The 14,535-nt window shown below is 63.4% G+C and carries 13 protein-coding genes; 8 read left to right on the top strand and 5 right to left on the bottom strand.

The genetic code is table 11. From position 1 onward, the window contains the following. Positions 1-22: 22 nt before the first annotated feature. The 3 genes from SPH52_RS21740 to SPH52_RS21750 all read right to left on the bottom strand — a co-directional run bounded on the left by SPH52_RS21740 (position 23) and on the right by SPH52_RS21750 (position 1,168). Entirely contained in the window at positions 23-229 is a 207-nt protein-coding gene (locus SPH52_RS21740; protein WP_411797141.1) for a DUF3565 domain-containing protein, read from the bottom strand. 30 nt (positions 230-259) lie between these two features. Then, positions 260-784 (bottom strand): GspH/FimT family pseudopilin, encoded by a 525-nt coding sequence (locus tag SPH52_RS21745; protein WP_411797142.1) that lies wholly within the window; start codon positions 782-784, stop codon positions 260-262. Positions 785-904: 120 nt separating this feature from the next. After that, complete coding sequence (locus SPH52_RS21750) at positions 905-1,168, bottom strand: PP0621 family protein (RefSeq protein WP_411797143.1); 264 nt, start codon at positions 1,166-1,168, stop codon at positions 905-907. Between the two features lie 98 nt (positions 1,169-1,266). On the opposite strand from SPH52_RS21750, the gene SPH52_RS21755 reads away from it, so the two are divergent. Beyond that, entirely contained in the window at positions 1,267-2,898 is a 1,632-nt protein-coding gene (locus SPH52_RS21755) for an NAD+ synthase (RefSeq protein WP_411797144.1), read from the top strand. Positions 2,899-2,964: 66 nt separating this feature from the next. Here the strand turns inward: SPH52_RS21755 and SPH52_RS21760 are convergent, their stop codons facing one another. Beyond that, entirely contained in the window at positions 2,965-3,783 is an 819-nt protein-coding gene (locus tag SPH52_RS21760; RefSeq protein WP_411797145.1) for an outer membrane protein assembly factor BamD, read from the bottom strand. Between the two features lie 118 nt (positions 3,784-3,901). Here SPH52_RS21760 and rluD point away from each other — a divergent pair, with 118 nt between their 5' ends. From rluD to ilvN, 5 genes are all read left to right on the top strand, one after another. Continuing rightward, positions 3,902-4,861, top strand: a complete 960-nt coding sequence (gene rluD, locus SPH52_RS21765) for a 23S rRNA pseudouridine(1911/1915/1917) synthase RluD (protein ID WP_411797146.1) — start codon at positions 3,902-3,904, stop codon at positions 4,859-4,861. Between the two features lie 9 nt (positions 4,862-4,870). After that, positions 4,871-5,626, top strand: coding sequence for a peptidoglycan editing factor PgeF (gene pgeF / locus SPH52_RS21770; RefSeq protein ID WP_411797147.1), 756 nt, complete (start codon positions 4,871-4,873; stop codon positions 5,624-5,626). Positions 5,627-5,764: 138 nt separating this feature from the next. Further along, a complete protein-coding gene (gene clpB, locus SPH52_RS21775) occupies positions 5,765-8,347 on the top strand; it encodes an ATP-dependent chaperone ClpB (protein ID WP_411797148.1) in 2,583 nt (860 codons plus the stop codon). A gap of 553 nt (positions 8,348-8,900) precedes the next feature. Next, entirely contained in the window at positions 8,901-10,625 is a 1,725-nt protein-coding gene (locus SPH52_RS21780; protein ID WP_411797149.1) for an acetolactate synthase 3 large subunit, read from the top strand. Then, positions 10,625-11,116 carry an acetolactate synthase small subunit gene (gene ilvN / locus SPH52_RS21785; RefSeq protein WP_411797150.1) on the top strand — a complete coding sequence of 164 codons (492 nt, stop codon included), beginning with the start codon at positions 10,625-10,627 and terminating at the stop codon, positions 11,114-11,116. The genes SPH52_RS21780 and ilvN overlap by 1 nt, the downstream gene beginning before the upstream one ends. A 51-nt stretch (positions 11,117-11,167) precedes the next feature. Here ilvN and ilvY read toward each other — a convergent pair whose 3' ends face one another. Continuing rightward, a complete protein-coding gene (gene ilvY / locus SPH52_RS21790; RefSeq protein WP_411797151.1) occupies positions 11,168-12,055 on the bottom strand; it encodes an HTH-type transcriptional activator IlvY in 888 nt (295 codons plus the stop codon). 176 nt (positions 12,056-12,231) lie between these two features. Here ilvY and ilvC point away from each other — a divergent pair, with 176 nt between their 5' ends. Both ilvC and pssA read left to right on the top strand, forming a co-directional pair. After that, positions 12,232-13,248, top strand: coding sequence for a ketol-acid reductoisomerase (gene ilvC / locus SPH52_RS21795; RefSeq protein WP_411797152.1), 1,017 nt, complete (start codon positions 12,232-12,234; stop codon positions 13,246-13,248). 152 nt (positions 13,249-13,400) lie between these two features. Beyond that, entirely contained in the window at positions 13,401-14,279 is an 879-nt protein-coding gene (gene pssA, locus SPH52_RS21800; protein WP_411797153.1) for a CDP-diacylglycerol--serine O-phosphatidyltransferase, read from the top strand. The last annotated feature ends 256 nt before the right edge of the window (positions 14,280-14,535 follow it).

The raw sequence follows: 14,535 nt of genomic DNA on the forward strand, positions 1-14,535 counted from the left end.
GGCACGAGCTGTGGGAGAGGTTTCACGGATTGTCTCGCGGCTCGCCCCGTTCGCATTTGACGCACTCAAGCTCGAGGCCGAGGCGCGAGCGGCGTCCGGCCTCTGTCGTGACCCAGGGACGCTCGAACCAGGGCGGCTGGTGACGGACATGCTGGTTGTGGCCGCACGCCAGCTCGGCGACCCAATGGTTTTCTTCGTCCCGATGGTAACCCACGATGGCTTGTCGCATTCAGGCTCCTGTGGCGAGGCGACAATAGCTTCAGCAACTCATTGCGTTGCCCGAACGCACCCGGCCGAAGTTGCTCAGTACCAGTTGGGCGCCATAACCGTGGCGGCCGCAGATACGGAAGGTACCGTTGTGTCCCGCAGGTCGCCCCAAAACGCCATAGCGTACCGGCTTACCATCCTGACGATAGCTGACGCTGACGCCGCGGCCGGCCTCGACCACCCTTAGCAGAGCATCCTCGTGGAACTCATTGCCCGACAGTGGGCCGAGCACGATGGCCAGCGGGGCGCTCCAGTCGCTGGTGTCGCAGCGCTTGCGGTCGGGGCTGGGGCAGACGATGACCGCGCTGCGCCGGGTGATGGCGGTATTGCGTCCCAAGGAGAGCGCCACCCGCAGCCGATGTGCTTCGGCGGTTACTTCCTGGCGGGCGTTCATCGCCTGCAGGCCGGGAACTGCCCAGCCCATCAGCAGACCGGCCACAACGATGACGACGAGAAGTTCGATGAGAGTAAGGCCGTGCTGGTGCAAGGCGCTAGCCGAGGTACGAGCCGCGTCCATGAAGCTCTCCTGAAGTGATGTCCCCTGGTCAAGAGGCATTCACTCTAGTCGAGCCTGCGATGCAGTCCATCAGTCATTGCCGATGGAGTTTGTAAGCGATTGCCGCCATGGCTTGCCAGCCTACTCCTCGGGACGCTCCTCCTGCAGGAAGCGATCGCGATGGGCGCTGCTGCAAAACCACTCACCCTGCTCGCGCAGGGCATCGGCCTCCGGTACGTGCACCTTGCACCAGGCGCAGCGCACCATCTGGCCGCCCTCTTCATGGGAAGCGTCGGGCAACTGGTCTTCTCGATCGAGCTTCCACTGGCGGTACATGCGATAGAGCTGGAGGCCGGCGAAGAACAGCACGGCGAAGATAATCAAGCGAATGAGCAACAGATTCATCCTTATTCGTCTCCCTGATGAGGGCTAGCGGCTTTGCCAGCCGGACGCCCTTGCGGGACAATGTAATGACTTCGGATTCTCAAGAGATTTCTACGCCCATGCAAGATTTGACGCTGGTGATGGCGCAGTTGGACCCGCTGGTGGGGGACATCCCCGGCAACGCCGATCGTGCCATCGAAGCCGTTCGCGAGGCGCGCATCGAACATGGTGCCGACATCGTGGTGTTTCCCGAGCTGTTCCTGAGCGGCTACCCCCCCGAGGATCTGCTGCTGCGCCCTTCCATGGAGACCCGCCTGCGCGAGGCGCGTTCCCGTATGGCGGCAAAAATGTCCCGCGACGTGCTGGTGATCATCGGCTATCCCGGCCGCCGCGAGGGGCTGGGCTACAACCTGGCCGGGCTGCTCTACAACGGCGAGTGGATCGGAGAGTACGCCAAGCAGGTGCTGCCCAACTACCAGGTATTCGACGAGCGCCGCTACTTTGCCACCGGCGAGCAGAGCCTGGTGATCGAGCACAAGGGTGCCAGGCTCGGCATCCTGATCTGTGAAGACATCTGGGACGGTGGCCCGGTACGCGCAGCCCGCGATGCGGGAGCCGACATCATCGTCACGCTGAACGCCTCGCCGTACCATCAGGACAAACCGGCCGAGCGCCTGTGCCTGCTCGAGCAGCGTGCATCCGAGGTGTCGCTGCCGCTGGTCTATGTCAACACCATCGGCGGCCAGGACGAACTGGTCTTCGACGGCGGTTCGGCCTGCGTTGATGCCGAGGGTCAGGTACGCGTGGTAGCGCCCTACTGGCAGGCGGGGCTGATGCCGGTGCAGTTCATCCAGGAGGCGAACCGCTGGGTGCCGCAGGAGGGCGAGATGGAGCCTGACGAAGAGCCCGAGGAGAGCCTCTACTGTGCGCTGGTCAGCGGTGTGCGTGACTACGTCAACAAGAGCGGCTTCCAGGGCGTGGTACTGGGGCTCTCCGGTGGCATCGACTCGGCCCTCACGCTTGCCATTGCCGTGGACGCCTTGGGGCCGCAGCGGGTCCATGCGGTGATGATGCCCTACCGCTATACCGCCGATATGTCCCAAGAGGATGCCGCCGAGCAGGCGCGGCTGCTCGGCGTGCACTACGAGGTGCTGCCGATCGAGCCGATGGTCGACGCCTTCATGGCCACGCTGGCCGAGACCTTCGCCGGCACCGAGCGTGACACCACCGAGGAGAACCTGCAGTCGCGCTGTCGCGGCGTGCTGCTCATGGCGATCTCGAACAAGAAGGGACTGATGGTGCTGACCACCGGCAACAAGAGCGAGATGGCGGTGGGCTATGCCACGCTTTATGGCGACATGGTGGGTGGCTTCAATGCGCTCAAGGACGTCTACAAGACCTGGGTCTATCGTCTGGCCCGTTGGCGCAACACCCAGTCGCCGGCGATTCCCGAGCGCGTGATCACCCGCCCGCCTTCGGCCGAGCTGGCGCCCGACCAGAAGGATACCGACTCGCTGCCCGATTACGACACGCTCGACGCCATCCTGGCGCGCTATATCGAAGGTGATATGAGTGCCGAGGCCATCATCGAGGCCGGTTTCGATCGCGATGACGTTTACCAGGTGGTCAAACTGGTCGATCGCAACGAGTACAAGCGGCGCCAGGCGCCGGTGGGCGTGCGGGTGACGCCGCGCGGGTTCGGCCGAGACCGCCGCTACCCCATCGTCAACGGCTGGCAGCCCGGCGACTGACGCAGCAAACGAAAGAACCCGCGAGCATGCTCGCGGGTTCTTCATCTCGTTCCGAGGGGTGACGGATCAGGCGGAGAGCGACTGGGCCCGCACGTGCTGCGGCTGGAAGGTACGGCCACGCAGACGATCGTTGCTCGGGTCGTTCTGGATCAGCACCTGGAGCACCTCACGGGCGCGGTCGCGCATGTCGAGACCGAGATAGCCCTCGACCATCACCGCCAATGCATCGCGAGTGGCCTCGGCCTCGGGATAGTTCTCGATTACCCAGCGGCCACGCTCGACGGCGGCCAGGTAGGCGCCCTTGCGCAGGTAGAAATCGGCGACGTGCAGCTCATGCCGTGCCAGCACATTGCGCAGGTAGACGATGCGCTGTTCGGCGTCGGGCGCGTAATCGCTGGCCGGGTAGCGTGCCACCAGCTCGCGGAAGTCGGCATAGGCGTCGCGTGAGGCGCCCAGGTCGCGCTTGGAGATGTCGATCAGGCGCAGTCGCTCAAGGCTGAAACGACCCGCCTGCCACGAAGCCAGCCCACGCATGTAGAGCGCATAGTCGGCCTGAGGGTGGGTGGGATGCAGCCGGATGAAGCGACTGGCAGCGGCGCGCGTGGCTTCCCAGTCCTGGGTTTCGTAGTAGGCGTAGATCAGCTCGAGTTGGGCCTGTTCGGCATGGCGGCCGAAGGGGTAGCGCGTGTCGATGGCCTCGAGGCGCGAGATGGCAGTGGTGTAACGTCCGCCATCGAGCGCACTGCGTGCTTCCTCGTAGAGCTGCTGCTCGGCGACATCTTCGAATTCGTCTTCTTCCGTGGCGGACCTGCCAGCACAGCCGGTAACCAGTGCGGTCACCAGGAGCAGGGCGACAAGGCGTGTGGCGATGGGGGAAACGCGCATCGTGATCCTCGTGTCTAACAACCCGTGTCGGCCATGGTAGGATTGGCCATAACCCGACCACTATAAAGCACCTTGCGTGAAAACGCAGTCCTCCGGTGCCTGCCGACGAAAGCCTCTTATGCCCCAGACCGTGGAAGCCCAGCAGCGAGTGCCCATCTCCCTGGCCGGGAGCCGCCTCGACCAGGCCGCTGCCGAACTCTTCGCCGATCATTCCCGCGAGCGCCTCAAGAACTGGATCAAGGAAGGGGCGCTGACAGTAGACGGCCGCCCAGCCAAGCCCAAGGACAAGATGGCCGGCGGCGAGTGGCTGCAGTTGGCGGCCATCCTCGAGGAGGAAGCGCGCTTCGAGCCCGAGGCGATTCCGCTCGATATCGTGCATGAGGACGGCCAGGTGCTGGTGATCGATAAGCCGGCCGGGCTGGTGGTACATCCAGCCGCAGGTAACCGGGATGGCACCCTGCTCAACGCCCTGCTGCATCACTGCCCGAGTCTGGCAATGGTGCCGCGGGCCGGCATCGTCCATCGCCTGGACAAGGACACCACGGGCCTGATGGTAGTGGCCAAGACGCTTGCCGCCCAGACCGCACTGGTGGAACAGCTCCAGGCGCGCACGATGTCGCGGGAATACGATGCGGTCTGCGTCGGAGTGATGACCTCGGGTGGCACGGTGGATGCTCCCATCGGTCGGCACCCGAAGGATCGCAAGCGACAGGCGGTGCACGCCAGTGGCAAACCTGCGGTGACCCACTATCGCGTGGTCGAGCGCTTCCGCACCCATACCCATGTGCGTTGCCGGCTCGAGACCGGCCGTACCCATCAGATCCGTGTGCACATGGCCCATCGGCGCTTCCCGCTGGTTGGCGATCCGGTATACGGTGGTCGTCTCAAGCTGCCGGCCGGAGCGAGCGACGAGCTCAAGGATCTGCTGCGGGGCTTTCCCCGCCAGGCCCTGCATGCCAGGAAGCTGGCCTTCCGGCATCCTGCCAACGGCGAGACGGTCGAATTTCGAGCGCCGTTGCCCGACGACCTGCTGCTGTTGATCGATTACCTGCGTAACGACCACGAGATCATGCGCTGAGGAGCCCGGATGAGCGACGCCCCCCACCTGCAACCGACCCTGATCGAGCCCGATTGGCCGGCGCCCGCCAGTGTCGGTGCTTTCGTCACTACGCGCGAGACCGGGCCCAGCCAGGACGAGTTTGCCTGCTTCAACCCGTCCGATGGGGTAGGTGACAACCCTGCCCACGTGGCGCTGTGCCGGCGACTGATAGGCAATGAGCTCGACGACGAGCGGCCGCTGTTGTGGCTCAAGCAGGTGCACGGCGCCCGGGTACAGGCGAGCTATACGGACAGCGTTCCCGAAGCCGACGCTTCGGTGGCCTTCGATCGCGGCCATGCCTGCGTGGTGCTCACCGCCGACTGCCTGCCAGTGTTCTTCTGCGATCGTCAGGGCACCCGGGTCGGCGTCGCCCATGCGGGCTGGCGCGGCTTGGCCGGCGGTGTGATAGAGGCTGCTGTGGCAGCGCTCTCATCCCCTCCGGAAGAGCTGATGGCCTGGCTGGGGCCGGCCATCTCCAATGCCCAGTTCGAAGTGGGGCCGGAAGTGCAGCAGGCCTTCGTTGGCGTGCACCCGGAAGCGGCAGCGGCCTTCGACCCCAGCCCCTATCGCCTGGGGCACTACATGGCCGATCTCTACAAGCTCGCCCGCCTGCGCCTGGAGCGGCTCGGCGTTGCCTATATCAGCGGTGGCCACTTCTGCACCGCCTGCGAGCCGCGCTTCTACTCACACCGCCGCGACGACGGCAAGACCGGGCGGATGGCCAGCGTGATCTGGTTACGCTGATCTGAGTCAAGCCTGCAATGCTTTCTCTGGCTGGCGACTTGAAAGCCGGCCACGCTGACTCCATTGAATCTGTCAATACGATATGACAGGGCCAGGCGGTGCGTCCGAACGTGCCGCTACCCCGATGGAGGAAAGCGAATGCGTTTCGACAAGTTCACCGCCAAGCTGCAGAACGCCGTGGCCGATGCCCAGTCCCTGGCCGTGGGCCGGGGCCACAACCAGCTCGAGCCCGGCCATCTGCTGTTGGCGCTGCTGGATGCTCGTGACACCGGCATCAAGGCGCTTATCCAGAAGGCTGGTGGCGACGCCGCGCGACTGCGCGACACCCTGGCCGGACATCTCGACGACCTGCCCAAGGTCGGCCAGTTCACCGGCGAGGTGCAGCCCTCGCGCGATCTGATCAAGCTGTTCAACCTGACCGACCGTGAGGCGCAGAAGCGCGGCGACCAGTACATCGCCAGCGAGCTGGTGCTGTTGGCCGCCCTGGAAATGGGACACGCCGTCACCAAGCTGCTGACCCAGGCCGGCGTGACCCGCAAGGCGCTGGAAGGCGCCATCGACAGCGTGCGCGGCGGCGAACGGGTCGATGATCCCAACGCCGAGGAGCAGCGCGAGGCGCTGGAGAAGTACACCCTCGATCTCACCGAGCGTGCCGCCGAGGGCAAGCTCGACCCGGTGATTGGTCGTGACGACGAGATCCGTCGCACCATCCAGGTACTGCAGCGGCGTACCAAGAACAACCCGGTACTGATCGGCGAGCCCGGCGTGGGCAAGACCGCTATCGTCGAGGGCCTGGCCCAGCGCATCGTCAACGGCGAGGTGCCGGAGGGGCTCAAGGACAAGCGCGTCCTGTCGCTGGACATGGGTTCGCTGCTGGCCGGGGCCAAGTTCCGCGGTGAGTTCGAAGAGCGCCTCAAGTCGGTACTCAAGGAGCTGGCCCAGGAAGAGGGCCGGGTGATCCTGTTCATCGACGAGCTGCATACCATGGTCGGCGCCGGCAAGGCCGAGGGCGCAATGGACGCCGGCAACATGCTCAAGCCGGCGCTGGCGCGGGGGGAGCTGCACTGCGTAGGGGCGACCACCCTCGACGAGTATCGCAAGTACATCGAGAAGGACGCTGCGCTGGAGCGGCGCTTCCAGAAGGTGCAGGTCGACGAGCCTTCCGAAGAGGATACCGTGGCGATCCTGCGCGGCCTCAAGGAGCGCTACGAGGTACACCACAAGGTCGATATCACCGACGGCGCCATCATCGCTGCGGCCAAACTCTCGACGCGCTATATCACCGACCGCCAGCTGCCCGACAAGGCCATCGACCTGATCGACGAGGCCTCGTCGCGCATCCGCATGGAGCTCGACTCCAAGCCTGAGGAGATGGATCGCCTCGATCGCCGCCTGATCCAGCTCAAGATGGAGCGTGAGCATCTCAAGAAGGAGACCGACGAGGCCTCGCGCAAACGTCTGGAGAGCTTGCAGGCCCAGATCGACGAACTCGAGCGTGAGTACGCCGATCTCGACGAGATCTGGAAGGCCGAGAAGGCCAGCATCCAAGGGGCGGGACAGTTCAAGGAGGAGCTCGAGAAAGCCAAGATCGAGCTGGAGCAGGCACAGCGCAAGGGTGACCTGACGCGCATGTCAGAGCTGCGCTACGGCGTGATTCCCGAGCTGGAGAAGAAGATTGCCGAGTCCAGCGAGGCCGAGGCCGACACCTCGAAGCACAAGCTGCTGCGCTCCAGCGTCACCGAGGAGGAGATCGCCGAGGTGGTGTCGCGCTGGACCGGAATCCCCGTGTCCAAGATGCTCGAGGGCGAGCGCGACAAGCTGCTGCGCATGGAGGAGGCGCTGCACCTGCGGGTGATAGGCCAGGAGGAGGCGGTCACCGCGGTGGCCAATGCGGTGCGCCGCTCGCGTGCCGGCCTCGCCGACCCCAACCGCCCCAACGGCTCGTTCCTGTTTCTCGGCCCTACCGGGGTGGGCAAGACTGAGCTGTGCAAGGCGCTCGCCAGCTTTCTGTTCGATACCGAAGAAGCGATGGTACGCATCGATATGTCGGAGTTCATGGAGAAGCACTCCGTGGCTCGGCTGATCGGTGCGCCCCCCGGCTATGTCGGCTACGAGGAGGGCGGCTACCTGACCGAGGCGGTGCGCCGCAAACCCTACTCGGTGCTGCTGCTCGACGAGGTGGAAAAGGCCCACCCGGACGTCTTTAATATCCTGCTGCAGGTGCTGGAGGACGGGCGCCTGACCGACGGCCAGGGGCGCACGGTGGACTTCCGCAACACCGTCATCGTGATGACCTCCAACATGGGCTCGGACATCATCCAGCGCATGGGCGGCGCCGAAGAGCAGTACGAGGAGATGAAGCAGGCCGTCATGGATGTGGTGGGCATGCATTTCCGCCCCGAGCTGATCAATCGCATCGACGAGGTGGTGGTGTTCCACGCCCTGCGCCAGGCGCAGATCGAGGCCATCGCCGGCATCCAGCTCGACCGTTTGCGCTCACGTCTGGCCGAGCACGGCATGCAGCTCGAGGTCAGCGACGAGGCGATGGCCCAGCTCGCCCTGGCGGGCTTCGACCCGGTATTCGGCGCCCGGCCGCTCAAGCGGGCGATTCAGAGCCGCATCGAGAACCCGCTGGCACAGGATCTGCTGGCCGGCCGATTCACTCCCGGGAACATAATACGTGTCGAGGTGGAGGACGATAAACTCGTGTTCAGTAGCTGATACACAACGTTACTCGTTAGGTTGCTACAGCTGCCGACGAGCGTCCTACACTGGTTGATAGGTTGCGTCCTGTAACCCCCTTGCCCGCCCGCGACACCGCCGGCGGGTTTTTTTAGAGTGCGCTTCCTTACAACGCCATTTCACTCTAAACCGCATCACGGTTGACACTTTCGCTAGGCTGTTGGAATCTTGAGCGTTCCTGATTTGCGGGCGCGGATTCCTGCGGGCAACCCCCCATCCCCGCGCGAAGGGTAGGCCGTGTGGCCTCTACCCGCCGAAGGACTACCGGAATGCGGCCAACCGCCGCTTCTGGCCAATGCCCCGACGCGGCGATCCGCCGTGATAGGGAAAAGCCGATTGATGCTGTGAGCGATGAGACATTGGCGACAGCAGCCAGGCGGCGTTCCCGAAGAGAGTGCAGGCCCCAATAGGGCTAAATGCCAGGGTTTGGCATCAGGTGTCGGCTTCGCCGACAGCGGCATACCGCCGCACTCGAACCCGTGCTCATCCATGGGCGCGGATCGCACTCGAGACCTCCAGGGGAGATACACAAGTGGAATTGCTTTCCGGCGCGGATATGATCGCCCGATTCCTGCAGGATGAAGGCGTCGAATACATTTATGGCTATCCGGGCGGCGCGGCACTGCATATCTACGATGCGCTGTTCCGTCAGGACAAGGTCAAACACATCCTGGTACGCCATGAGCAGGCGGCCACCCATGCCGCGGACGGCTATGCCCGAGCATCCGGCAAGCCCGGCGTGGTGCTGGTCACCTCCGGCCCCGGTGCCACCAACGCCGTCACCGGCATTGCCACCGCCTACATGGACTCGATTCCCATGGTAGTGCTGTGCGGCCAGGTCATGAGCCACCTGATCGGCGACGACGCCTTCCAGGAAACCGACATCATCGGCGTGACTCGCCCGATCGTGAAGCACAGCTTTTCGATCAAGCATCCGACCGAGATTCCAGAAGTTCTGAAGAAGGCCTTCTACCTGGCCGCGACGGGGCGCCCCGGGCCGGTGGTGGTCGACATACCCAAGGACATGACCGCGCCCACCGAGCGCTATGAGTACGTCTACCCGAAAAAGGTCAAGATGCGCTCCTACAACCCGGTGGCGCGGGGGCATACCGGCCAGATCAAGAAGGCCGTGGAGATGATGCTCAAGGCCAAGCGGCCGGTGTTCTATACCGGCGGTGGGGTGATCACCGGGCGAGCCTGCGAAGGCTTGACCGACCTGGTCAAGCGCCTCGGCTATCCCATCACCACCACGCTGATGGGGATCGGCTCCTATCCGCAAAGCGATCGCCAGTGCCTGGGCTGGCTGGGCATGCACGGCTCCTATGAGTCGAACATGGCCATGCACCACGCCGACCTGATCATCGCCATCGGCGCGCGCTTCGACGACCGCGTGACCAACAATACCTCCAAGTTCTGTCCCACGGCCAAGATCATTCATGTCGACATCGATCCCAGCTCCGTTTCCAAGACGGTGCGTGCCGATGTGCCGATCGTCGGGCCCGCAGCCAGCGTCATCGACGAGATGATCAGTCTGGTGCAGGGCAAGGAGATCGCCCATCCCGAAGCACTCGACGAATGGTGGCAGAAGATTGACGGCTGGCGCGAGGAGCGCCGCGGCAAGCTCTACGAGCCGTCGAAGCCGGGCGAGCAGCTCAAGCCACAGGAAGTGATCGAGGCGCTGTGCGAGGTAACCCGTGGCGAAGCCTACGTCACCACCGATGTAGGCCAGCACCAGATGTTCGCGGCGCAGTACTACAAGTTCGACAAGCCCAACCGCTTCATCACCTCGGGCGGCCTCGGCACCATGGGCTTCGGCTTTCCCGCCGCCATGGGCATCAAGCAGAACTTCCCCGACGAGCAGGTGATCTGCGTCACCGGGGAGGGCAGCTTCCAGATGATGATGCAGGAGCTCTCTACCTGTAAGCAGTTCGGTGGCGGAGTGAAGATCATCAACCTCAACAATGCATCGCTGGGCATGGTGCGCCAGTGGCAGGACCTCAACTACAAGTCGCGTCATGCGCACTCCTACATGGAGTCGCTGCCCGACTTCTCCAAGCTGATCGAGGCATATGGCTTCACCGCACTGCGAGTGGAAACCATGGAAGAGCTGCGCCCGGCGCTGGAACGCACCTTCGCCGACAAGCATGAACTGGTATTCGTGGATGTCATCGTCGACCCACGCGAGCACGTCTACCCGATGCAGGTGCCTCTTGGCTCCATGCGTGACATGCTGCTTTCCAAGACGGAGCGGACCTGATGCGCCATATCATCTCGATTCTCATGGAAAACGAACCGGGCGCACTGTCTCGCGTGGTAGGGCTGTTCTCGCAGCGCAACTTCAACATCGAGACGCTAAACGTGGCGCCCACCGAGGACCCGTCGCTGTCGCGGCTGACCGTGACCACCATCGGCGACGATCGGGTGATCGAGCAGATCACCAAGCACCTCAACAAGCTGATCGACGTGATCAAGCTGGTCGACCTCACCGAGGGTAATCACATCGAGCGTGAGCTGATGCTGGTGAAGGTCAAGGCGCTGGGAGCGGCGCGCGACGAGGTCAAGCGCACCGTCGATATCTTCCGCGCGCAGATCGTCGACGTCACGCCGAGCCTCTACACGGTACAGATCACCGGGGATGCCCCCAAGCTCGATGCCTTCCTGCAGGCCATGGGGCCGGTGGGTATTCTCGAGGTGGCGCGTACCGGTGTTTCCGGCATCGCCAGGGGTGACAAGGTCCTCAGTCTCTGAGCTTGCCGAATCCATGTCGACTAGCCGCCCCCAGGGGCGGCTTTTTCGTCTTCAGCGCTCGGTGACCGTATCCCACAGCGCCTGTATCAGCGGGCTCTTCAAGCGGTGATGCAGAACGCACAGCCCGACGTCGTAGTGGGGCAGCTCCGGCTTGACCGGCAGTATGCTGACTCGCTGGGCCAAGGGGCTGTTGTCGAGCACGATCTTTGGCACCACACCGATGCCGAAGCCTAGCCCCACCATGCTCACGATCGCCTCGTGGCCGGCCACCTGGGCATAGATCGTTGGCGCGACTCCCAGTGCCCTGAACCAGGTGTCGGCATACTCGCGAGACAGTCCGGCTTCGGACAGGATCATCGGCACGCCTTGCCACTGCTCCACTGAGGGGGAGTCGGGGCTAGCCGGAATCCACGCGGCCTGTTCCACAGGAGCGATGAATACCAGCGGTGATCGAGTCAGCGACTTGAAGGCCAGGCCCGCCGGTGCGCTGCGTGGGCGAGGAGTGATCGCCATGTCCTCTTCGCCTGCCAGCACACGGCCCATCGATTCTGCCGGGTCGCCGGTATGCAGCTTGAGCTCGATGCGAGGATGGCGCTGGCGTACATCGCTGAGCAAGTCGTAGAGAAAACTGTAGCTGGCGGTGACCGAGCAGTAGATGCTGATCTCTCCGGCAAGCTCGCCGGCCTTGCTGCTCAGCTCATGACGCAGCAGCTCCCAGCGATGCAGGGTTTCGCGCGCGTACGCCTGGAACGCACGCCCCTGGCTCGTCAGGGCGACATGACGGTTGTCGCGTACGAACAGCGGCACGTCAACGCTCTCCTCGAGCTGACGAATGGTGCGGGAGAGCGTCGAGGGGCTGACATGGCAGAGTTCGCTGGCACGACCGAAGTGCAGCGTATCGGCCAGAGCGAGAAACTGTTTGAGAGGGCGCGTATCCATTCCGCTATTATTGCATGATCTGGCATGTGATATTGCAAATATCGCGTTTTACGCAACGTCGATGCGGCGCTAAGGTAGGCGAATCGAATGAGCCGACTCCCAGCGCCACGACAGATGGCGCGGGTGGCCATCAACGCTGACACAACCTTCGCCAATTTCGTTTTCAGGAGCACCTCATGCACGTTTACTACGACAAGGACTGCGATCTCGCCCTCATTCAGGGCAAGAAGGTCACTATCGTGGGCTACGGCTCGCAGGGCCATGCCCATGCCAACAACCTCAAGGAGTCCGGTGTCGACGTGACCGTCGCGCTGCGCTCGGGCTCGTCCTCTGCGGCCAAGGCAGAAGCTGCCGGCCTCAAGGTGGCCAGCGTCGAAGAAGCGTGCAAGACAGCTGATGTGGTGATGATGCTGGCTCCGGACGAGAATCAGAAGGCGATCTACGAAAGCCAGATCGAGCCCAATCTGCAGGATGGCGCCACGCTGGCCTTCGCCCACGGCTTCAATATCCACTACAACCAGATCGAGCCGCGCCGCGACCTCGACGTGATCATGGTGGCCCCCAAGGCGCCGGGCCACACCGTGCGCTCCGAGTTCGTCAAGGGCGGCGGTATCCCCGATCTGATCGCCATTCATCAGGACGCTTCGGGCAAGGCGAAGGAGCTCGCGCTCTCCTACGCCGCTGCCATTGGCGGCGGTCGCAGCGGCATCATCGAGACCACCTTCAAGGACGAGACCGAAACCGACCTGTTCGGTGAGCAGGCCGTGCTGTGTGGCGGTGCCGTCGAGCTGGTCAAGGCGGGTTTCGAAACGCTGACCGAAGCCGGCTACGCGCCGGAGATGGCCTACTTCGAGTGTCTGCACGAGCTCAAGCTGATCGTCGACCTGATGTACGAGGGCGGTATCGCCAACATGAACTACTCCATCTCCAACAATGCGGAGTATGGTGAGTACGTGACTGGTCCCGAGGTCATCAACGAGCAGTCTCGCCAGGCCATGCGCAATGCTCTCAAGCGCATCCAGACCGGTGAATATGCCAAGATGTTCATTCAGGAAGGCAACAGCAACTATCCGTCGATGACCGCACGCCGCCGTCTCAATGCCGAGCACGACATCGAGCAGGTTGGCGCCAAGCTGCGCGGCATGATGCCCTGGATCGCGGCCAACCAGCTGGTCGACAAGACAAAGAACTGAGTCATCGGACTCGTTCCGCTGAAGACAAGGGCGCGGGCATTCGCGCCCTTGTCTTGTCTGGCTGATAGCTACAGCGCTTTTCGCCTCGGTATCACCGTGTAGAATGAAGGCAACACCATTGAGTGGCCCCATTCTGGCAACGGACGAGATGAATGAGTCAGGATTCCCGCAATACCGAGCATGATAGCCATCGCGATGGCGCCCAGGCAGGTCCTACCAATGGCCAGGGAGAGCGGCCTGCAGAGGAGGATCTGGCTGCCGCTTTCGTACGCGAGACCGAGGTGATCGAAGAGTCGATCGAGGATGGCAAGAAGGTCCGGCGCAGAGGGATCTACCTGCTGCCGAACCTCTTTACCACGTCGGCTCTGTTCGCCGGATTCTTTTCGGTGGTGGCCGGGATAAACGGCGACTTTACCGCAGCTGCAGTCGCCATCTTCATTGCCATGGTGCTTGACGGCCTGGACGGTCGTGTCGCCCGGCTGACCAATACCCAGAGCGCTTTCGGGGCCGAATACGACAGTCTCTCCGACATGCTCTCCTTCGGCGTGGCGCCGGCCCTGGTGGCGTTCACCTGGATTCTGCAGGATATCGGCAAGACCGGCTGGGTGGTGGCCTTTCTCTACGTCGCCTGCGCGGCACTGCGTCTGGCGCGTTTCAATGTGCAGATCGGCAGCGTCGACAAGAAGTGGTTCATCGGTCTGCCCAGTCCATCCGCGGCCGCCTTCGTGGCTGCCAGCGTCTGGACCTTCCACAGTTTCGATGCCGAGGCCTTCGGCTTCAAGCTGTTGATGCTTATCGTGGTAGCCGCAGCGGGGATCCTGATGGTCAGCAATATCCGCTACTACAGCTTCAAGGACATCGACCTCAAGGGGCCGGTGCCCTTCGTGGTACTGCTGGCCATCGTGCTCGGCTTCGTGGTGATCTCCGTAGAGCCTTCCGTCATGCTGCTGCTGCTTTTCGGTGCCTATGTTGCTTCCGGGCCGACCATCGCCATCATGCGCAAGATGAAGCATTCGCCTCCAGGAGGCTGAGTGCGAGTCTATTCTGCCAACGCCCGCCGTGCGCGGGCGTTGTCGTCTCTGCCCCTCCTGCTTTCTATCCACAGGCCCTCGCCGTTCGGGCCTGTGGAGAACGCCGGTGGACAGCTTGCCTGCCTTGGCCTGTCACGGCCTCGTCACGTGCCTGAAACTTTTTTACAGGAAGGCCTTGCGGGGCATCCGAGGAATGCGTAAAGTACGCATCCGCTGCCGGTGACGAGCAACGTTGCAGGCGGTGGGAAGAGTGGTA

The organism is Halomonas sp. A29 (assembly GCF_046723295.1).
Taxonomy (GTDB): Bacteria; Pseudomonadota; Gammaproteobacteria; order Pseudomonadales; family Halomonadaceae; genus Halomonas.